Raw genomic sequence first — 19,493 nt, forward strand, 5'->3', positions numbered from 1 at the left:
ACACAAAAGACCTGTATCAAAAAGGCCTTTTATTTAGACGCAGTATGCGCTTGAAGCTATCAAATCTGCATCAGATGCGGGGCACCTCTTCGCCGGCCTTGCGCTGGGCAGCGCGCCAGGCGGCGGCGGTAAATAGCACGTCGGTGGAGGAGTTGAGGGCGGTTTCGATCGAATCCTGAATCACTCCTATGACATAGCCCACGCCCACAACCTGCATGGCCACGTCGTTAGAGATGCCGAACAGGCTGCAGGCCAGCGGAATCAGCAGCAGCGAACCACCGGCAACGCCTGAGGCACCGCAGGCGCTGATGGACGCCAGCACGCACAGCAAAATGGCGGTGGGAATATCCACCGCAATACCCAAGGTGTGTGCGGCGGCCAGCGACAGCACGCTGATGGTGATGGCCGCACCCGCCATGTTGATGGTGGCACCCAGCGGGATGGAGATGCTGTAGGTGTCTTCGTCGAGCTTGAGCTTTTCAGCCAGCGCCAGATTGACAGGGATATTGGCTGCCGAGCTGCGGGTGAAGAAGGCTGTGACAGCGCTTTCGCGCAGGCAGGTCAGCACCAATGGGTAGGGGTTGCGGCGGGTCTGGGTCCAGACGATGACAGGGTTGACCACCAGTGCCACAAACAGCATGCAGCCCACCAGAACTATCAGCAGGTGCGCATAGTCCTTGAGGGCATCCAGACCGCCTTCAGAGAAGGTGGCAACGACCAGACCGAAGATGCCGAAAGGTGCCAGTCGAATAATGCCCTGAATGATGCGGGTGATGCCCTTGCCCAGATCATCCAGCACGGTGCGCGTGACTTCATTGGCGTGGCGCAGGGCAACACCCAGCGCAATGGCCCAGGCCAGAATGCCGATGTAATTGGCCTGCAGCAAGGCGTTGACGGGGTTGTCGAACGCGCTTTTGAGCACATTCATCAGTACCGTGCTGATGGCACCGGGCACACCCTGCGCGGCAGGTGCTTCGCGAAAGTGAATGACCGAGGGGAACAGCATGCTGGCGGCAACGCCCACGCAGGCGGCAGCCAGTGTGCCAATCAGATACAGCCAGATGACGGGCTTGATCTGCGTCTCCTGGCCGGGGCGGTGGTTGCTGATGGCGGCAATCACCAGCAGAAACACCAGTATCGGTGCTACGGCCTTGAGGGCGGAGATGAACAGCGTGCCCAAGAGAGAGGCGGGCTGGGCCGCAGCTGGTGCGAGCCAGGCCACGAGGCCGCCCAGAACCAGGGCCATCACAATCTGTAGCACCAGACTGGTGCGGTTAAGCCTGTCGAGCAAAGCGTTGAGCATGCTGAGTATTTATTGTGGAAGGGGTGAGTGGGGGCAAGAGCACCTCTCGCCATGCATGCACATGGTGAAGAAGGTGGCCTGCCGTTTTTGTGATCAGAGGCACAGGTCTGGCCTGCACAGCGAGACGATCTCAGCGCGTCTGTAAGACCTGCTCCCGGCAAAAACATGGCGGGTGCGGCTGGATGAGTGGCGGCTTCGCCCTCAGGGGGCGCAGTGTAGCGGCAATGAAAAAACACAGCGGCCAGCCCAGACATGGCCCTGCGCGCGCCATGCCTGATGAAAAGGCCGGGATAATGTGGCCCTATGTCGTCCCCCAAAGTTCTTTTCGGCTTTCACGCCGTCGGCGTGCGTCTGAAGACCGCCCCCCAATCCATCGTCGAAGTCTATTTCGAGTCCTCGCGCCGCGATGCGCGCATGCGCCAGTTTCTGGACCGTGCCAAGGAAGCCGGCGTTCGCCTGATCGAAGCCGATGCCCTGCGTATCGCCAAGCTGGCTGGCTCGCATGGTCATCAGGGCGTAGCTGCACGCGTGGAAGAAATCAAGGACACTCGTACGCTCAATGAGCTGCTGGAAGATCTGGAGGCCGACGGTGTCAAGGCACCTTTGCTGCTGGTACTGGACGGCGTGACCGATCCCCACAATCTGGGTGCCTGCCTGCGCGTGGCCGATGGCGCTGGCGTTCACGCCGTGATCGCCCCCAAGGACCATGCGGCTGGTATCAATGCCACCGTGGCCAAGGTGGCCAGCGGCGCGGCTGAGACTGTGCCTTACTTCATGGTCACCAATCTGGCCCGCACCCTGAAGGAACTCAAGGATCGCGGTATCTGGATCATTGGTACCAGCGGCGATGCCGATAAGCACCTCTACCAGATGGACCTGACTGGCCCTACGGCGCTGGTCCTAGGGGCTGAAGGCGATGGTATGCGTCAGCTCACCCGCAAAACTTGCGATGCACTGATCAGCATCCCCATGCAGGGCGCGGTGGAAAGCCTGAACGTCTCCGTGGCCAGCGGTGTTTGCTTATACGAAGCTCTGCGCCAGCGCGTGGCAACAGGTGCTGTGGCTGTTGGCGGTGCTGTCGCCGGTACAGCCAAGATCTGATCTGCGCCTCGGCTCTAAGCCATGCAGGTGCCTTCTGCGAAAGCAGAGGCACCTTTTTTATGGCCGCCGGGCTGCCCCAAGTAATAAGCAGCCTCTTTGAGGGGCAGCGGCCACATGTCAGTGGGCAAGCGTGAGGGCTTTTCTGGCTATTTGAGAGTGACTGAATCTGCGCATTCATGCAGGTTTCAGGCCGGTGACTGGTCAAATGGGGACTTGGCCGGATCTGCACGATTCGCATCCAGCAGGTCTTGCACGGTGCGAGCCAGCTGATCCATATCCAGCGGCTTGAGCAAGGCCGTGCAGTCGCTTGCTTCCGGCTGTTCGGTGGGGGCTGTGCTGCACGTGAAAATGACGGGTATGCGCCGCTCCTCCTGTCTGAGTTTTTCCTGCATCTGCTCAACGCTCATCAAACCGGGAACCTGATCGGAGGCAATGATGAGATCCACCTTCATGCCGTTGCTGATGTAGCGCAGCGCGACTTCAGGTTGGTAGGCTGTGACGACCGCGTAGCTCTGTTCATACAGGCGCTGAGCCATGGCATTGCGGGTGTCCAGATCAGGTTCTATGAGCAATATCGCTGGGTGCTTGCCTTGCGCGCTGCGCTCGTGCGGATCTGGTGATACCGGCAGAGTTGGGGCCCGAGGAAAATAGAGGCTGACGGTGGTGCCCTGGCCCGGAGTGCTTTCCACCTCAATCAAGCCATGGGCATGGTCCATGAAATTTTTCACCATGGGCAGGCCCAGGCCTGCACCCTTACCCTCGGGTTTGGTGGTGAAGAACATATCAAAGACGCGGGCGAGCACCTCTTCGTTCATGCCTGTGCCGTTATCGGCCACGCTGACCATCACATGCTCACCGGCATGGCTGGGGCGCTTGAGCAGCACATTTTCCATTGCCAACGTGATCTGGCCGTGCGCTTCGGTCGCATCGCGTGCGTTGATGCAGAGATTGATCAACGAATTTTCAAAATACAGCCTGTCCACGCTGATCGGCCAGACGCTGGCGGCGATGTGCAGTTGCAGGCCTGCGTCCTGCCCCACGGCATTGGTCAGCAGGGGCTCCAGATCGTGGATCAGTGCACGCGGATCGACGGCGGCCAGTTGCATCGATTTGCGGCTGCTGAAACCGGTCAAATTGGAGGCCAGACTGCCGGCTTTCTGAATGGTGTCGAGAATGACATCCACATGTTCGCGCTGCTCGGGCTCGGCCAGATGCTTTTCCAGCAGGCCAGCATGCAGGCCGGTGATGAAGAGCTGGTTCTTGATGTCATGCACGACGCCGGCCGAGAGCTGGTTCACCATGCTCATCTTCTGCGCCTGTGCCAGATAGGTCTCGGATTGCTCCAATGCCCGCTGCTTGAGCATGAGCTGGTGGCTGAGCGTGGTGATCTGATCGCGAAGCTGGTTTTCTGACTGCCTCAGGCCATCAATGCTGAGGTTGGCACCGACCCAGTACAGGGTCTGCCCCACAGCATTTTTAACTGGCGAGAGCGAGGCAAAAAACCAGTGGTAATCACCGTCATGCTGTTTGATGCGCAGCTGGTAGCCCGTGGATTTCCCCGTAATCAGTGAACGTGACAAACCGCTATTGACGGCGGCCAGGTCATTGGGGTGAACAATATCGATCCAGATACCTTCATTCAGATTCAATGGCTGTACTTGCCCGTAGGCATATTCATGCAGGGCGCGGTTAAGCCAGGTCACTTCACCGTGCGGCGTAGCAATCCAGATTTGATAGGGCAGGTGATCCAGAAAGGCTTCAAAGTGCTCGGCATGGCCAAGTCCCTGCTCTAGCTTGGGCTGGTTGAGCGGGAGGGAGGGCAGCACATAGCACTGCACGGCATCAATTCCCGCATCGCCGTGAACCGGGGAGAAGTGCCAGCATCCGGTGGTGCCGGGTAATACGGTGCTGACTTCTTGCCCCGTTTCAATGCATTGGGCAATGGCCTGCCTAGCCTGTGTAAATGATTGCAGTTTAAAGAGGGTGGGCAGGCCGCAGAGCTGCAGATGGCCAAGCAAGGCCGGGTTGCTGAAGCTCAATTCCAGCGTTTGGGCATCGACAAGTCCCCATGCCAAGGCAACTGGCATCATGGCTTGCTGAAGTGCGAAAAGTCGCCCCGATTCGTTCATGTGCTGCTTGGTTGCAATATCTTCTGGCAATGTAAGGTCTCGCAGTGAACTTTAAGTATTTCACGTTGCTTCTTGCTTTTTAAGGACTTCTCCCTTGGTTCAAGCACTTATTGACAATTCTTCAACGTGGGCGAGTTCTATTGCAACCGTAAGACAATGGATTCACGAGGCGCAGCACGTGGCCGTTTTGACGGGTGCCGGCGTCAGCGCTGAATCGGGAGTGCCTACTTTCAGAGACGACACCCGTGGTTACTGGGCGAAATTCAAGCCCGAAGAAATGGCCAGCGAAGCGGGGTATCGCAAGGATCCACCCCATGTCTGGCGCTGGTATGAGCATCGGCGTGCGCAGATCGCCAGGGTGCAGCCCAACGCAGGGCATCTGGCACTGGCGCAATGGGCCCACCAGCACCCCGACCGGATGACCCTGATTACACAGAACGTGGATGGTCTGCACCAGCAGGCGGGCAGCCGCGATGTCCTGAGTCTGCATGGCGAGCTGAGAAAGAACCGCTGGCTGAACCGCCGTTGCGCCGAGTGTGATCTGGACAACCCAACGCCGGGTGAGCCCCCCTATTGCCCCGCCTGCGGCAACTTGCTGCGCCCCGCTGTAGTGTGGTTTGGCGAGTCCTTGCCTGGCGCGACCTGGGCAAAGGCAGAGCAGGCAGCTGAAGAGTGCCAGCTGATGCTGGTGGTGGGCACCTCAGGGGCGGTCTATCCCGCAGCGGGTCTGGCAAAGATTGCGCATCGCACGGATTCACGCGTGGTCATCATCAACCCCCATACGAGCGAGCTGGACTCTGTGGCCGACCATCGAATCACTATGCCGTCTGCGCAGGTGCTGCCTTTGCTTTTTTCAAGCCTTGAGCTTTGATGGATGAGTATCAAATTGATAGCTTCTAGCGCTTTATCTACAAGGGATTGAGGCCTATTTTGCTTGGATTTTTATACCCAATGCAAGGCACCCAGCAATGCGCCGCTGCCCAGCAGCCACAGCAGATGAATGCGTGTGCGCCACACCATCAACGTGCACACAAGGCTCAGCAGCCACAGCTTCCAGTCCTTTTGCCACTGACCGCTGGCGCTGCCCAGCAGCCAGCCTGTGGCCAGCAGCAGGCCAATGACCAGCGGTGCCATGCCTTGCTTGAAGGCGCGCACAGCGCGCTTGTCGCGGTTGCGCTGACCCCAGCGCGACGCTTGCCAGGTCAGCAGCGAGCTGGGCAACAAAATTCCCACCATGCAGATGGTCACGCCCAGCGCGCCCAAGGTCCATGCCCCAGGGCCGCTGCCACCGCCAGCGTTCAGTCCCACATTCCAGCCCAGCAGGGCGATGAACAGCACATTCGGGCCAGGCGCGGCTTGTGCAATGGCGATGGAGCTGGTGAACTGTGTTTCGGTCAACCAGTGATTGCCATCGACCAGATAGCGGTGCATGTCGGGGGCCGCCGTAATCGCGCCGCCCACAGCCATCAGCGACAGTGTCAGAAAATAAACCAGCAGATGTAGCCAGTCCATGGCCGTCAGGTGAATGAACAAGGTGTTCATGTCAACCTCCGGTATGTCAGCATGCAGCCCGTGCCGCCGACCAAAACCAGTGCCCAGAACAGCGGCAGGCGCAGCACGGCGACCATCACAAAGGCGGCCATGGCCAGGCCTGCGCAATACCATTTGCCCAGCGGATGCTTGCGCAGCGTGCCCGCCAGCTTGAGGCCCATGCCTGCCACCAGCCCGGCGGCCACGGCACCCATGCCGCGCAGCGCCCCGGCAACGGCCGGGTTGCCTGCAAACTGCGCATAGACCAGGGTGAGGCTGATGACCACCAACATGGGAAAGGTCAGCATGCCGCACAGCCCCACCAGCGCGCCTCGCCAGCCAAAGTAGCGCTCGCCCAGCATGATGGAGAGGTTAACCACATTAGGGCCGGGCATGATCTGGGCCACGGCCCAGTCCTCCATGAATTCCTCGTTGCTCAGCCACTGGCGCTTTTCGACCAGCTCGCGCTGCACCACGGCCAGTACGCCGCCAAAGCCCTGCAGGGCCAGAAAGGTCAGCGACCAGAACAGTTCGCGCAGGTGACGAGGGCGAGGGCGCTCGTTCAGTGAGGCGGAGGATGGTGTAGGGCCAGGGCTCATGCGTACAACTATTGATACATGCGCATGCAATCAGCACATATTGCTATCAATTATGAATTGCTTGATGCCTTCTGAACATGCCTGGGTGGCTATATCAGCTATCAGTTGCGCTCATACCGCCTTGCACAAGTGAGATGGCCGTGCAGCCGGTACGGTGGTAATGACGGAGGTTTGATTGCAGGCAGACTTGGGCTTGCTAGTCGGTGGTCTATTGGAGACTTTGCTGGTAGCTCTTGAGGGATTCGAGCATAGGTAGATACAGCCCGCCTGTGATCATGGAGTTCAGCATCCGGGTTTTCATTTTTTCGCAATAGCACTCTTTGACAGACAAGCCCGTCAGAACTTACGAAGCGTCATCTGTCACTTTTCAAGAATTTTGGGATGAACTTTCTCTTCAAGTGCTTGCTGCTCTTACTTTGAGAGCTGTTCCTGCAAGTGACGAGCCTGCTTGATGTCGATTCGCTTGGCGGCAATCTTGGCCACGCATTCGAGCTTGTTCAGGTCTTTGGCCGTCAGGCTTTCATCGGCGGCCTGACTGAAGCAGCACAGCGTGCCGTAGATCTCGCCACTGGCCAGCACGATAGGCGTGCTGATGTGCGCGCCAACGCGAAAGGGCGTGACGGGCAGCAGAGGGAAGGCTGGGTGTGTTGCGGCATCGTTCACAAGACTGGGCAGGCGGCCATCCAGCACGCACTGGCAAAATGATTCTTCCAATGGGCCGCCGCCGCCAGTGGCAATCAACTCCTTGCCCGCCGCAGTATCGACATGCTTGAACATGCGCTGACCGTTGCGAATTTCGGAGACAAAAATCACCTCCATGGACAGGTGCTGGCGCAGGTCGTGCAAGACCTGACGCACATTTTCATCAATCAGTTCATCACTCTGGTCGGCAGTGGCCAGCAACAACTCGCTGACCTGAACCTCCAATGCCTCTGGTGCGTAATCCCAATTGTGAATAGCCATCTCTCAAACCTCGGACTGCGTTACAAAAATCAGACCATTGTGGCGGAACACTTTCTGCCAGCGCATTAACAAGATGTAAGAATTCTGGCGAAGAGCAGGCCAGGCGCAGCACAGGTTTCAGCGCTTTTCGGTTGCTGGGCTGGCAGGGGGATCGACAGGCGATTCGGCGGGTGTCTGTGCGTTGCTGGCCGACTGAATCAAGGCCTGCACCTGCCCGTGCAAAACAGCGGGCACGGCAATCAGCTCCATGCCCAGCACGCGGGCCATCTCCTGCAGGGTGGAAAAGCGCGGATCCACATCGCCGGTTTCCGTGCGCTGCACGGCCATGCGCGACAAGCCAGCGCGCTCGGCTAAGTCCGCCTGGGTGATACGGGCCGCTTTGCGGGTCTGGGCCAGGGTGGTGATGAGTTCAGAAATCATGCGTATGAATGTACGCTTTTTGTGTGGTGTGAATCGCCTGCAGAGCCCGGAATTTGGCGTTTGTCGGCATTCTGTCGCCAGAGTGTGCGAGCATGATCATGCCCAATACAACGATAGGAGTTCCAATTGGACTGGATCGCTGCCCAGCTCGGTCATGAAAACGTCAAGCTCTGGCTTTCTGCAGGCTGGACGTTCTATGTCGTCGTGGTCGGCGTCTGGATCTTGCTGCAGCGCAGCCAGCCCATTGCCACGCTAAGCTGGCTGCTGTCCATGGCGGCTCTGCCGGTGGTCGGCCTGGTGGTCTATTACTACTTCGGGCCTCAGCGCATGAAGCGCCAGCGCATCAAGCGATTGCGCTCCCGAAAGCGCTCGCGTGTGCGCAGCAGCATGCAAAAACTCAGGGAGCGTATTCCGGCACAACAAGAACGGCTGCGTCAGGTGGCCAGGCTGGTAGGCATGACCAGCGATTTCCCGGTGAGTACGGCCACCTCCATGCAGCTGCTGGTGGGAGGCGCCGCCACTTTCGATGCGATTGCCGATGCTGTGAACGCCGCGCGCCACCATGTGCATCTGGAGTACTACATCTACGAGCCCGACCAGACGGGCACGGCGCTGCGCGATCTGCTGATTGAAAAGGCGAAGGCCGGTGTGCAGGTTCGGCTTCTGATCGATGCGCTGGGATCCAAAAAACTGGGGCGAACATTTCTGAAGCCGCTGCAGCAGGCTGGGGCAGAGGTACTGCGCTTTCACGACTCCAAGATAGGGCGGCGGCTGAGGCCTGTGGTCAACTTTCGGACCCACCGCAAGATTTTGATCTGCGATGGCAAGGTAGGCTTTACCGGCGGCGTGAATGTGACCGACGAGGAGAACGAGCGCATCCGCGCGGACGCTTATCACGACGTGCACATCCGGGTGGAGGGCTCTGTCGTCAGCTGGCTGCAGACGGTGTTTCTGGAAGACTGGGCCTACACGCTGGGCAAAGATCCGTACAAGCTGCCTGAAACACTGGATGACTTGCTGCCCGATTGCGAGGATGGCTCCATCCCCATGCAGGTCGTCACCTCTGGCCCCGACGACCAGCTGGATGCGATTTACCGCGCCTACCTGGCGGCCATCAACGCGGCCCAGCAGCGCATCTGGCTGACCACGCCTTACTTTGTGCCGACGGAAGGCGCGCTGACCGCGCTGACCAATGCTGCGCTGCGCGGGGTGGATGTACGGATTCTGGTGCCCAAAAAGTCCGACTCCGTCTTTGTGACGGCCGCCGCACGCTCCTATTTTGACGAGCTGATTCGCTGCGGAGTGCATATTTATGAATATGACGCCAGCATGCTGCACTCCAAAACGCTGGTGGTCGATGACAACATGGCCATGGTAGGTACGGCCAATTTCGATTACCGCAGCTTCTTTCTGAACTACGAGGTTTGTGTGATTGGCTACGGGCCTGAGCTGAATCAGGCGCTGGACAGGCAGTTTTTGGCGGATCTGGCCCAGGCCAGTGCCGTTCTTTATCGCAGCGAAAAAGGACTGCGCCGCCGCCTGTTTGGCTCTATCGCGCGACTGACTTCACCGCTTTTGTAATGAGACATCGTGACTAATTTTGTGGAACCTCTGGCGCTATGGCGCCTGAAAGACTGGCTGCATGCGCACCCACGCCTGCTGGTCATTGGCGGCGCAGGCTGCAGCACGGAAGTCGGTATCCCCGACTACCGCGACCAGAGCGGGCAGTGGAAGCGGCCGCAACCCGTCACCTATCAGGCCTTTATGGGCGATGTGCTGGTTCGCCAGCGCTATTGGGCACGCTCCATGCTGGGCTGGCGCGTCATGGGACAGGCGCAGCCCGGAGCCGCTCATAAAGCACTGGCGCTGATGGAGCAGCAAGGCCGGCTTCAGCTGTTGATTACCCAGAATGTGGATGGCCTGCATGAAGCGGCGGGCAGCCAGCACACGGTCGATCTGCATGGCCGCATCGGCACCGTGCTTTGCACCGACTGCGGCCAACGCTTTGCGCGGGCTGATCTGCAGCAGCAATTGCTGGCCTTGAACCCTGCATGGGCCCAGCTGTATGCCGCACCAGCGCCGGATGGGGATGCCGATCTTGAGGGGCAGGACTTCAGTCAGTTTGGGGTGCCCAGCTGCCCGCATTGCGGCACGGGCCTGATCAAGCCCGATGTGGTGTTTTTTGGCGAAACCGTGCCGCGTGACCGTGTGCGGATCTGTATGGACGCCGTGGCCAGCGCCGATGCGGTGCTGATCGCCGGCTCCTCGCTCATGGTGTATTCGGGCTACCGCTTTGTGCTGGCTGCGCACGAGCAAGGCAAAAGCATCGTCGCCATTAACCGCGGCGTGACGCGGGCGGATGCGCTGCTGGACTTCAAGGTCGAGGCCGATGTGGGACAGACCTTGATGGCGCTGGCGGCGTACTGAGTTCCGTGAACACGTGCGAAAAGGCCCCTTGTGCGTCGTTGCGAAGCATGGCCGTACTCACGTACTGTCTGCGGCTTTGCGCCTCGTCTCAAACGTAAACCCTTGGTGACTGGGCTGTGTTCACGGCGCTGAATGCGGGCTCTGACAGATGGATTCCTGTTTTGATAGCTGCCAGGGCATTGCTAACAAGCGCTTGAGGCCTATTTGATGTATTTTCTTCCCAGCCATGGCTTCGCAGGCATACTTTCGCCCCATGGCTCATACCTTCTTCTGGCACGACTACGAAACCTTTGGCGCCCAGCCGCGCTATGACCGCCCGGCACAGTTTGCGGGCATACGCACAGACGATCAGCTCAACGAAATCGGTGAGCCCGTCATGTGGTACTGCCAGCCCGCCAACGACTATCTGCCGGACCCACAGGCCTGCCTGATTACGGGCATCACGCCCCAGCGCGCGCTGGAAGAAGGCATTCCTGAGCACGAATTTTCGGCACGGATCGAAGGCGAGCTGGCCCAGCCAGGCACCGTGGGCGTGGGCTACAACACCATTCGGTTTGACGATGAGATCACGCGCTTCATGTTCTGGCGCAACCTGACTGATCCTTATGCGCGTGAGTGGCAGAACGGCTGCGGCCGCTGGGATTTGCTGGATGTCGTGCGCATGGTCTATGCGCTGCGTCCCGATGGCATTCACTGGCCCCGCAAAGAAGACGGCACACCCAGCTTCAAGCTCGAAGACCTGGCACGCGCCAACGGTCTGCTGCATGAGCAGGCCCACGATGCTTTAAGTGATGTGCGTGCCACGATTGCGCTGGCAAAGCTCATCCGCGACAAGCAGCCACGCCTGTTTGACTTTGCCTTTGGCCTGCACAAAAAGGACGGAGCCCTGCGCGAAATGGGTCTGCCTGCCACGCAAGAGCATGCCCGCCCCTTCTTGCATGTGACCGGCATGATCAGCCCTGCCCGCGGCTGCATTGGCGTGATGTGGCCGCTGGCCACGCACCCGACGAACAAGAATGAGGTCATCTGCTGGGACCTGGCGGCTGATCCGACAGAACTTGGCGGTATCAGCATCGAAGACCTGCGTCTGCGCATGTTCACCCGCCAGGCGGATCTGCCTGAGGGCGTGACGCGCCTGCCCATCAAGAGCATTCATATCAACAAATCGCCCATGGTGGTGGGCAGCTTGAAGACGCTGAGTCCTGTCATGGCCGAGAAATGGGGTGTGAACATGGAGCAAGCCCTGCAATATGCCGCCATTGCCCGTGACCTGCCCGACATGAGTGCCCAGTGGAAGGCTGTGTTTACCCGCGAGACAGGCGAGCCGCTGGACGCCGATCAAGACCTGTACGGTGGTTTTGTCGGCAACGAAGACCGTCGCCGCCTGGAGCGTATCAAGCGCCTCTCGCCGCAAGAGCTGGCGCTGGACAAGACCGGCTTTGACGACGCCCGCCTGACTGAGCTGGTCTGGCGCTACCGTGCACGCAACTTCCCAATGACGCTGAACGATGCCGAGCAGCAGCGCTGGGAGCAGCACCGCGCGGCCTGTCTTATCGACGGCCAGGGTGGGGCGCGCACGGCTGAGCAGATGTTTGCCATGATCGATGCCCTGTCCGAAACCGCTGATGAGCGCGCCGAGGAGATTCTGGGCAATCTCTACGACTATGCCGACGGCATCGTGCCAGAGGTCTGAGCGGCAGAGTCTTGCCGTATAAAAAGCAGCACTCGGGCACTGCAGATTAACGATAGGCAACGACCACAGCATTGCGCCAAGAACATTGCTTGTGAGCGCATGCACAAGAGTTGGCTGTATCTAAGTGCCGTGGTCGACGGGTATGGCCGAAAGGTACTGGTTTGGCGTCTGCCCAACACCATGGATGTGCCGCTTTGCATGGACTCTGTGCAAGAGGCTATTGCTGTGGCACACCTGCAATATTCAACACCGATCAAGTCCGCCAATTTTCAAACGCCAAGGTATTCGAATCTCTGTGAATGGTAAGAGCATTTGGCGTGACAACGTCTTTGTGTAGCGCCTGCGGCATTCCATCAAATGCGAAGAACTCATCTCAACGCTGATGACAGCGTGTGTGCCTCACACTGTGAAATTGACCAATGCTTGGAGTTCTACAATTCAAAGCAGCCCCCTTGAGCGCACAACTTTGCATCACCTGATGAGGCGTAATTTGCAGCCTTGTCGTTTGCAAAAATTCAGGGGCATGATCCGAGTAGTGCGTGATGCTGCAACACTTTTTGCCGATGAAAAGTACGCCCTTGAGCCCCCGAGTCTGGGAATGTTTTCCGTACTTGTTTCATACTCCAGAAACAAAAATACCCGCTTTTTAGCGGGCATTTTTGCTGCAAGCTCTGGTTTTGCTTGCGATGTTTGGTAGGCGCGATTGGACTCGAACCAACGACCCCCACCATGTCAAGGTGGTGCTCTAACCAGCTGAGCTACGCGCCTGTTTCGTTGATGAAGCAATTGTAGCAGCGTAAAAAACCGGTTTTTTGAAAGATTCGACTTTTTTGCGTTTGCAGAGTAATTTTTTCAAATTCCGAGGCTCTGGCCTAGGCTTGGCTGGGTGCTCTTCATTCGCCACTAAACTTTGATGTGTCTTCTCTCTATTGAATCAGCAATTTCATGACCAAAGCACAAGCGGGCATTCTGGCGTCTCTCCCTGAACAGGGTCGCTACGTTTTTTTTACCTTGTCTGGCGCGCGTGCACTGGTGCAGGACGCACTCAAGACATTGCAGGCCTCTATAGATAGCACGCAGGTGGTGGTGGGTCTTGGCCAGCAAGTGCTGCAGGCGCTGGATAAGCACATTGCGCAGATGCATGAGTTTCCGCAGTTGAAGGGGCCTGAGTTTGAAGTGCCCAGCACGCCGCAGGCGCTGTGTCTGTGGCTGCGCGGTGATCAGCGTGGGGATTTGATTACTCTGACGGCCAAGCTGGCGGCGATGCTGGCACCGGCGTTTACGCTTCATCATGTGGTGGATGCATTTGTGCACCAGCGCTCGGGCAACGGCCATGGCCGCGATCTGACGGGCTATGAAGACGGTACAGAAAACCCCGAGGAGGATGACGCCGTGGTGGCTGCCATTGCTGCAGAGCAGGGTGCAGGACTGGATGGCGGCAGCTTCTGGGCGTTGCAGCAGTGGCAGCATGACTATGCTGTGTTTGACCGAATGTCAGCGCATGAGCAAGACCATGCCGTGGGCCGCCGCCGAAGCGATAACGAAGAGCTGGACGATGCGCCGGAGTCTGCCCACGTCAAACGCACAGCGCAAGAGAGTTTTGAACCTGAGGCTTTTCTGGTGCGCCGTTCTATGCCTTGGTGGAGCGTCAGCCCGAAAGGCGCGGATCGCAGCGGTCTGATGTTCTCGGCCTTTGGCTGCAGCTTTGATGCCTTTGAAGCCCAGATGCGACGCATGCTGGGCATGGATGACGGCATCAGCGATGCGCTGTTTCGCTTCTCCAGCCCGTTGACTGGTAGTTATTTCTGGTGCCCGCCTGTGGCGCAGGGCAAGCTGGATTTGTCGGCGTTGGGTATCTGATGAGTATCTGATCGGTACAAGCACAATAAAAAACGGGCCTGATGGCCCGTTTTCTTTCATGCAGGCATCAAGCCATGCTCAGTGTGTACCGCGAGAGCCAGTTGATCCGCCTGAAGGCTGAGTGGCAAACGTGATCTGCGACAGGCCCGCGTGGCGCGCTGCTTCCATGACAGTCACCACGGACTGGTGGGGCGCATTGGCGTCGGCACTGATGATCACCACGCTGTCTTTGCCGGCAGAAGCAGCGCCGGAGAGGGCGGCTGCGACGGTGTTGACGCTGCGATCGTTCACGGTCTGTTTGTTGACGGCGTAGCGGCCATCGCTGGCCACAGAAACGATGATTTCCTTGGGGCGATCGCGCTGCTGTTCGGCATCGGCTACCGGCAGGGTCAGCTGCAGCTCGGTGAACTTGCTATAGGTGGTGGAGAGCATCAAAAAGATCAGCACCACCAGCAGCACGTCGATGAAGGGGATCAGATTGATCTCGGGCTCATCACGGTGGCGGGGACGGAAGTTCATGGGAGCATCCGCTTTACTTGGCCGAACTCACGCGGGCCAGATGGCGCACAAACTGTTCAGAGGCTAGCTCCATGCCCAGCAAGTAACCATCCACACGACCGCGGAAGTAGCGCCAGAAGATAAGGGCGGGAATTGCCACCATCAGGCCGAAAGCGGTGTTGTACAGCGCAATCGAAATGCCATGCGCCAGTTGAGCGGGGTTGCCTGCGCCAGAGCTTGCGCCGGGCTGAGAGCCAAAAATCTCGATCATGCCGATCACGGTGCCCAGCAGGCCCAGCAGGGGCGCGGCCGAGGCGATGGTGGCCAGGGCGCTCAGATACTTTTCCAGCTTGTGGGCAGCGGCGCGACCAGCGCCTTCCATGGCGGAGCGCAGCTCTTCTTCGCTGCTGTCGGGGTGGGTCTGAAGTGTGTTCAGGCCGGTCGCCAGTACTTCACCCAGAACCGAACTCTGGGCCAGCTGCTTTGTAGTTTCTGCGCTGGGCAGGCTCTTGGCGGATACGGTAATGGCTTCATTGAGCAGGTTCGCTGGTGCGACCTTGCTGGTCTTCAGTGAGGTGAAACGCTCAAAAATCAGGGCCAGAGCCAGAATCGAGCAGGCAATCAAAGGCCAGATTGGCCATCCTGCGGCTTGTATGATCGACAGCAACGTTCTCTCCCTCGTCTTATTCGAAAAATGCAGTCGACGATTATGACCTACAGGCGTGCAGGTCTGACCCGTATTTATGCGGGCGTTGATGACGTGGCTTGCGCCAGCTCAGCAGAGTGAAACTTGCTCTTGCGTATCGTTGCTAGCACAAAAATCTGTGGATAACTTTGTGATCTATTGAGGGTGCGCAAAAGCTGTCAAGAAGGTAATAAATATTTGTTACGACTTTGACGCTTGGGTGAATTTAAATTGTGATTAAAAATCAAAGACTTGCATTCTGTTTTGAACGGTTTATTCAGGATGTCGGGCACCGCGCCATTTCAGGGCTAGGTGTCTGCATCTGTGGAAAATTTCGGCCAAGAAAAACTCTTTAACACCGCATGAATTCAATGTTTGACAGCCAAAGCCCAGCATCTACGCCGCGTGTGTGGGATGTTGGGGCGCTATGCCACGCCATTGGTGATGCCCTGCAGGCCCGCTTCAACCCGGTCACGGTGCGCGGCGAGTTGAGCGGCTTCTCGCGCGCTGCCAGCGGGCATTGCTATTTCAATCTCAAAGACGCCAGTGGACAGATTCGCTGTGCCATGTTCCGTCGAGCTGCCGAGCAGGTGGGCTTTTCGCCGCGCGATGGTGAACTGGTGGAGGTGCGTGGGCGTCTGGGCGTATATGAACAGCGCGGCGACCTGCAACTGGTGGTGGAAGGCATGCAGCGCGCCGGGCAGGGCGCTTTGTTTGAGCAGTTTTTGCGCCTCAAGGCCCAGTTGGAGAGTGAAGGTCTGTTTGACCAGGAACGTAAGCGCCCACTGGTACCGTTGCCGCGCGGCATTGGCGTTGTTACCTCGCTGGGTGCGGCGGCCTTGCACGATGTGGTGACTGCGCTGCGCCGCCGTGTGCCGCATATTCCGGTGGTGATTGCGCCCGCGCTGGTGCAGGGCGTGCAGGCACCTCAATCCATTGTGCAGGCGCTATCAAAGATATATCAGCTAGCGCTGGCAGGGCAATCGCTAGAGGGCGATTTGGCTCTCAACAAAGCACAGCAACCCGTCATCGACACCATCTTGCTGGTGCGCGGCGGGGGCTCGCTGGAGGACCTTTGGGCCTTCAACGACGAGCAGGTGGCGCGCACCATCGTGCAAAGCCCGGTGCCGCTGATCAGCGGGGTGGGTCACGAAACAGATTTCACCATTGCCGACTTCTGCGCCGACCTGCGTGCGCCCACGCCCACGGCGGCGGCAGAGCTGGTGGCCCAGCCGCGTGAGGTTTGGCTGGGCGCGCTGGATTTGATGCACGACCGGCTCGACAACGCCATGCAGCGCCTGCTGGACAGGCATGCCCAGCGGCTTGATCTCGCCGCCGGGCGGCTGGGCCGACCCAGCGAGCAACTGGGCCGCAACCACCTGCAACTGGCAAGGCAAGCCCAGCGCCTGCGGCATGCCATGCTCTTAAAACTGCAGCAACTTGCACAGAGCCAGCAATCGCTACAGGTCAATTTGCCTTATATTTTGCAGCGCAGTCTGGAGCAGCAAAAAAATCGGCTCGACCGTATAGACCTGCGTCTACAACTGCTGGACCCGCGTCTGGTGCTACAGCGAGGCTATGCCTTGCTGACGGATGAGAAGGGCAAGCCTGTGACCCAGGTCAGACAGGCTGCGCCAGGGGCGGCGCTCAAGGCGCAGCTGTCGGATGGGTCTGTGGATCTGGTCGTCACCCAGCCGCGTCTGCTCTGAAATCGCCTCTAAGACACTCCAACACCACCCCGAAAATCGCAGGTTTGCGATTGAGATGAGGCATGAAGCCGCAGGCAGTACAAGCGTACGGCAAGGCGAAATAACGAGCTATCAGGGGTGGTGTTCGCGACGTTAAATACCTGTATGGTCACTGGGTTCTTCATCAGAACTCTTTTGCTGTAAGCGCAGGCAATCACGGCAAAGCAAGGGCTGGCGGGCGGTAGCTCGTGAGTGCATGCCTTCTATTGCTGCCGCAATAGTCCTGATGAAGGGCACCGGGCGGTTCAGTTCTTTCTACAATGGCCCGGTTAGTGCAATACTTGACGGCTGTAGTACAGCAATGTGCAAACTGTTCTGGTCCGCACAACGGCGACCACGCCAGCATACAGATGCCGGGCGGTCCTAAAAAATTTCAACCACGAGGAAAACCATCATGGAACGCACTCTGCCCCCCCTGCCTTACGCTATCGACGCGCTGGCTCCGTTCGGTTACAGCCAGGAAACTCTGGAGTTCCACCACGGCAAGCACCACAACGCGTATGTGGTCAAGCTCAACGAGCTGCAAGTCGGTACCGAATTTGAAAACATGGATCTGGAAGAAGTCATCAAGAAGTCTTCCGGTGGCATCTACAACCAGGCCGCTCAGATCTGGAACCACACCTTCTTCTGGAACTGCATGACCCCTAACGGCGGCGGTGCAGAGCCTACAGGCGCACTGGCTGACGCGATCAACAAGAAGTGGGGCTCCTACGCCGAGTTCAAGAAGGCTTTCGTGGCTTCGGCTGTGGGCAACTTCGGTTCCGGCTGGACATGGTTGGTCAAGAAGGCCGACGGCTCTGTAGACATCGTCAACATGGGCGCTGCTGGCACCCCCCTGACGACTGCCGACAAGGCTCTGCTGACTGTGGACGTGTGGGAACACGCTTACTACATCGACTACCGCAACGCCCGCCCCAAGTTTGTCGAGACGTTCCTCGAAAAGCTGGTGAACTGGAAGTTTGCTGAAGCCAACTTCGCTGCTTAATGCGGTGCATCAGGTCTGCGGCTGTAAAGCGCGAGACCTGACTGCAGGCCAAGCCAGAACCTCCGCAAGGAGGTTTTTTTGTGTCTGCTGTCTGATTTTTTGTAATGATTCAAGGCTTTAGCCCATTCATAGCAAGTGCAGGCAGCTATGTTTTTTGGTGCTTGGATCAACGATCCAGAGGAGTGGTGATGAGTGAAAGTGCAAGCGTTTCAGTGCCCATGGAAAGCAACGGTCGCATGCCTGCGTACTTTCTCTGCCACGGCGCAGGCCCCTGGCCCTGGGTGGCTGAGATGCGCGACTGGCATGCCCAGATGGCGGCAGGTCTGCGCGACATTCCGCGCCAGCTGCCACGCACGCCGTGTGCCGTGCTGCTGATCTCGGCCCACTGGGAAGAAGCTGTATTCACCGCCGCCCAGCCCGGCATGCTCTATGACTACGGCGGCTTTCCCCTGCATGACCTTACCCCTAAAAAGTGGAGTTCTTAGCTTTGTTCAAAATCTCGGTAACGAACCAAGAGATGACGTCAAAGCAAGTGCGTGCCCAATACACGCAAGAATTCAAACAGGAGGCCGTCAGGCTGGTGCAACAGGGGTAATCCACGGCAGCAGTGGGCAAAATTCTGAGTATTCCCAAAGCCAGTTTGGCTAACTGGGTCAGGCAAGCTGCTCTTGCTCAATTGGACGGAGCCCGCAACGATGCCACTCAACTCAAGGTCACTCTGCAGCAAATGGGGGGCGTTCGCTTGCGCGCAGAGAATTCTCGGCTGCGTAAGACGCTCGGCTTCCATACCCCTGCTGAGATGTTCAGCGCATGTGTTGCATCGACCGGTTGAATCCGCCCTGCAAAGCCGAAGTTGGTACTTTTGGTGGCCTATGAAGCTTCCTCGGTCTCCTGCGCCACCTAAAAGTGGAGGTTGTGGAAACATTTAACACGAAACGCGACCGGCGGAATACGACCTAGCGATTCATGTGGACGATGGTGGTTATAGCGATGCAGCCAGTCCTCGGTCATCAAGCGCACTTCCTGCAACGATTCAAAGACATAGCAGTCGAGCAGCTCCATTCTGTGAGTTCTGTTGAAACGTTCGACATACGCGTTCTGCGTCGGCTTGCCCGGCTGAATGTGGTTCAGCTCTATGTCTTTACTCTGTGCCCATTGTTTCAAGGTCTGGGCGATGAACTCCGGCCCGTTGTCCATGAGAGTGGACTGCTGCACCCCGCGGACCTCGGCAAGCTCTTCCAATGCCCGCACCACTCGTTCAGGGCATGGTGCGCGAGCGCCAAATCGGCATACATGCGCTTGAGCTTGGCGTTCTCTTCCTACAACGGCCGCATCTGGGTCAGATGGGACACGGACACCCCTGAATACTGCCTCTTCCACTTGTAGTACGTGGCGTCGCTGATGCCGTGCTTGCGGCAGGTGTCACCGACTTTGGCGCGGAGCCCGGCCTCTTTGAGGATGCCGACGATGTGCGCTTCACTGAATCTGGATTTCTTCATGCAGAAGCCTCCGTGGAATGGATTCTCTACTTTTCTACCTTAGTCCGATGCAG

The 19,493-nt window shown here is 58.3% G+C and carries 17 protein-coding genes, 1 tRNA gene and 2 pseudogenes; 10 read left to right on the forward strand and 10 right to left on the reverse strand.

Going from position 1 to position 19,493, the window contains the following annotated elements:
• Nucleotides 1-70 precede the first annotated feature (70 nt).
• Entirely contained in the window at nt 71-1,303 is a 1,233-nt protein-coding gene (gene sstT, locus HF327_RS15090; protein ID WP_198460955.1) for a serine/threonine transporter SstT, read from the reverse strand.
• Nucleotides 1,304-1,606: 303 nt separating this feature from the next.
• On the opposite strand from sstT, the gene rlmB reads away from it, so the two are divergent.
• The gene (gene rlmB / locus HF327_RS15095; RefSeq protein ID WP_198460956.1) at nt 1,607-2,404 is read left to right on the forward strand and encodes a 23S rRNA (guanosine(2251)-2'-O)-methyltransferase RlmB; all 798 of its coding nucleotides are present in this window, start codon (nt 1,607-1,609) and stop codon (nt 2,402-2,404) included.
• 185 nt (nt 2,405-2,589) lie between these two features.
• Here rlmB and HF327_RS15100 read toward each other — a convergent pair whose 3' ends face one another.
• Nucleotides 2,590-4,494: a hybrid sensor histidine kinase/response regulator gene (locus HF327_RS15100; protein WP_236024211.1), complete on the reverse strand. Its 1,905-nt coding sequence runs from the start codon at nt 4,492-4,494 to the stop codon at nt 2,590-2,592.
• Nucleotides 4,495-4,627: 133 nt separating this feature from the next.
• On the opposite strand from HF327_RS15100, the gene HF327_RS15105 reads away from it, so the two are divergent.
• The gene (locus HF327_RS15105; RefSeq protein WP_198460959.1) at nt 4,628-5,404 is read left to right on the forward strand and encodes an SIR2 family NAD-dependent protein deacylase; all 777 of its coding nucleotides are present in this window, start codon (nt 4,628-4,630) and stop codon (nt 5,402-5,404) included.
• Between the two features lie 71 nt (nt 5,405-5,475).
• Here HF327_RS15105 and HF327_RS15110 read toward each other — a convergent pair whose 3' ends face one another.
• The 4 genes from HF327_RS15110 to HF327_RS15125 form a co-directional block, all read right to left on the reverse strand.
• Nucleotides 5,476-6,075 (reverse strand): chromate transporter, encoded by a 600-nt coding sequence (locus HF327_RS15110; RefSeq protein WP_198460960.1) that lies wholly within the window; start codon nt 6,073-6,075, stop codon nt 5,476-5,478.
• Nucleotides 6,072-6,662, reverse strand: coding sequence for a chromate transporter (locus HF327_RS15115; RefSeq protein WP_198460961.1), 591 nt, complete (start codon nt 6,660-6,662; stop codon nt 6,072-6,074). Before HF327_RS15115 ends, HF327_RS15110 begins: the two co-directional genes overlap by 4 nt.
• 411 nt (nt 6,663-7,073) lie before the next feature.
• Complete coding sequence (locus HF327_RS15120; protein WP_198460962.1) at nt 7,074-7,625, reverse strand: GAF domain-containing protein; 552 nt, start codon at nt 7,623-7,625, stop codon at nt 7,074-7,076.
• Nucleotides 7,626-7,742: 117 nt separating this feature from the next.
• Nucleotides 7,743-8,045: a helix-turn-helix domain-containing protein gene (locus HF327_RS15125; protein WP_198460963.1), complete on the reverse strand. Its 303-nt coding sequence runs from the start codon at nt 8,043-8,045 to the stop codon at nt 7,743-7,745.
• 126 nt (nt 8,046-8,171) lie between these two features.
• Between HF327_RS15125 and cls the strand changes: the two genes are divergently transcribed.
• The 3 genes from cls (at nt 8,172) to sbcB (ending at nt 12,165) form a co-directional block, all read left to right on the forward strand.
• On the forward strand, nt 8,172-9,626 hold the full coding sequence (gene cls, locus HF327_RS15130; RefSeq protein ID WP_198460964.1) for a cardiolipin synthase: 1,455 nt from the start codon (nt 8,172-8,174) through the stop codon (nt 9,624-9,626).
• Between the two features lie 21 nt (nt 9,627-9,647).
• Nucleotides 9,648-10,472, forward strand: coding sequence for an NAD-dependent protein deacetylase (locus HF327_RS15135; RefSeq protein ID WP_198461052.1), 825 nt, complete (start codon nt 9,648-9,650; stop codon nt 10,470-10,472).
• A gap of 253 nt (nt 10,473-10,725) precedes the next feature.
• The gene (gene sbcB, locus HF327_RS15140; RefSeq protein WP_198461053.1) at nt 10,726-12,165 is read left to right on the forward strand and encodes an exodeoxyribonuclease I; all 1,440 of its coding nucleotides are present in this window, start codon (nt 10,726-10,728) and stop codon (nt 12,163-12,165) included.
• A gap of 691 nt (nt 12,166-12,856) precedes the next feature.
• Here the strand turns inward: sbcB and HF327_RS15145 are convergent.
• Nucleotides 12,857-12,933: transfer RNA gene (locus tag HF327_RS15145), tRNA-Val, on the reverse strand.
• A gap of 177 nt (nt 12,934-13,110) precedes the next feature.
• On the opposite strand from HF327_RS15145, the gene HF327_RS15150 reads away from it, so the two are divergent.
• Nucleotides 13,111-14,025, forward strand: coding sequence for a Dyp-type peroxidase (locus HF327_RS15150; protein ID WP_198460965.1), 915 nt, complete (start codon nt 13,111-13,113; stop codon nt 14,023-14,025).
• Between the two features lie 78 nt (nt 14,026-14,103).
• On the opposite strand, the gene HF327_RS15155 is transcribed toward HF327_RS15150, so the two are convergent.
• Nucleotides 14,104-14,544 (reverse strand): ExbD/TolR family protein, encoded by a 441-nt coding sequence (locus HF327_RS15155; RefSeq protein WP_198460967.1) that lies wholly within the window; start codon nt 14,542-14,544, stop codon nt 14,104-14,106.
• 13 nt (nt 14,545-14,557) lie between these two features.
• A complete protein-coding gene (locus tag HF327_RS15160; protein WP_198460969.1) occupies nt 14,558-15,190 on the reverse strand; it encodes a MotA/TolQ/ExbB proton channel family protein in 633 nt (210 codons plus the stop codon).
• 389 nt (nt 15,191-15,579) lie between these two features.
• On the opposite strand from HF327_RS15160, the gene xseA reads away from it, so the two are divergent.
• The 4 genes and pseudogenes from xseA to HF327_RS22125 form a co-directional block, all read left to right on the forward strand.
• Nucleotides 15,580-16,917 (forward strand): exodeoxyribonuclease VII large subunit, encoded by a 1,338-nt coding sequence (gene xseA / locus HF327_RS15165; RefSeq protein ID WP_407927049.1) that lies wholly within the window; start codon nt 15,580-15,582, stop codon nt 16,915-16,917.
• 433 nt (nt 16,918-17,350) lie between these two features.
• Entirely contained in the window at nt 17,351-17,941 is a 591-nt protein-coding gene (locus HF327_RS15170; protein WP_198460973.1) for a superoxide dismutase, read from the forward strand.
• A 188-nt stretch (nt 17,942-18,129) separates the two neighbouring features.
• Nucleotides 18,130-18,426 (forward strand): class III extradiol ring-cleavage dioxygenase family protein, encoded by a 297-nt coding sequence (locus tag HF327_RS15175; protein WP_236024212.1) that lies wholly within the window; start codon nt 18,130-18,132, stop codon nt 18,424-18,426.
• Between the two features lie 32 nt (nt 18,427-18,458).
• Nucleotides 18,459-18,710, forward strand: a pseudogene (locus HF327_RS22125) (transposase); the annotation flags it as partial.
• Nucleotides 18,711-18,841: 131 nt separating this feature from the next.
• Here HF327_RS22125 and HF327_RS15180 read toward each other — a convergent pair.
• Nucleotides 18,842-19,440: pseudogene (locus tag HF327_RS15180) on the reverse strand (integrase core domain-containing protein).
• Nucleotides 19,441-19,493 lie beyond the last annotated feature (53 nt).

Source organism: Comamonas suwonensis, assembly GCF_012844455.2.
GTDB classification, from domain to species: domain Bacteria; phylum Pseudomonadota; class Gammaproteobacteria; order Burkholderiales; family Burkholderiaceae_C; genus Comamonas; species Comamonas suwonensis.

Bases quoted from the DNA above. Each gene is read 5' to 3' on its own strand.
- HF327_RS15170 (WP_198460973.1), top strand. From the start codon at position 17,351: ATGGAACGCACTCTGCCCCCCCTGCCTTACGCTATCGACGCGCTGGCT.
- HF327_RS15100 (WP_236024211.1), bottom strand. From the start codon at position 4,494: ATGATGCCAGTTGCCTTGGCATGGGGACTTGTCGATGCCCAAACGCTG.
- xseA (WP_407927049.1), top strand. From the start codon at position 15,580: ATGTTTGACAGCCAAAGCCCAGCATCTACGCCGCGTGTGTGGGATGTT.
- sbcB (WP_198461053.1), top strand. From the start codon at position 10,726: ATGGCTCATACCTTCTTCTGGCACGACTACGAAACCTTTGGCGCCCAG.
- HF327_RS15125 (WP_198460963.1), bottom strand. From the start codon at position 8,045: ATGATTTCTGAACTCATCACCACCCTGGCCCAGACCCGCAAAGCGGCC.
- rlmB (WP_198460956.1), top strand. From the start codon at position 1,607: ATGTCGTCCCCCAAAGTTCTTTTCGGCTTTCACGCCGTCGGCGTGCGT.
- HF327_RS15150 (WP_198460965.1), top strand. From the start codon at position 13,111: ATGACCAAAGCACAAGCGGGCATTCTGGCGTCTCTCCCTGAACAGGGT.
- HF327_RS15115 (WP_198460961.1), bottom strand. From the start codon at position 6,662: ATGAGCCCTGGCCCTACACCATCCTCCGCCTCACTGAACGAGCGCCCT.
- HF327_RS15155 (WP_198460967.1), bottom strand. From the start codon at position 14,544: ATGAACTTCCGTCCCCGCCACCGTGATGAGCCCGAGATCAATCTGATC.
- HF327_RS15175 (WP_236024212.1), top strand. From the start codon at position 18,130: ATGAGTGAAAGTGCAAGCGTTTCAGTGCCCATGGAAAGCAACGGTCGC.
- sstT (WP_198460955.1), bottom strand. From the start codon at position 1,303: ATGCTCAACGCTTTGCTCGACAGGCTTAACCGCACCAGTCTGGTGCTA.
- HF327_RS15110 (WP_198460960.1), bottom strand. From the start codon at position 6,075: ATGAACACCTTGTTCATTCACCTGACGGCCATGGACTGGCTACATCTG.
- HF327_RS15120 (WP_198460962.1), bottom strand. From the start codon at position 7,625: ATGGCTATTCACAATTGGGATTACGCACCAGAGGCATTGGAGGTTCAG.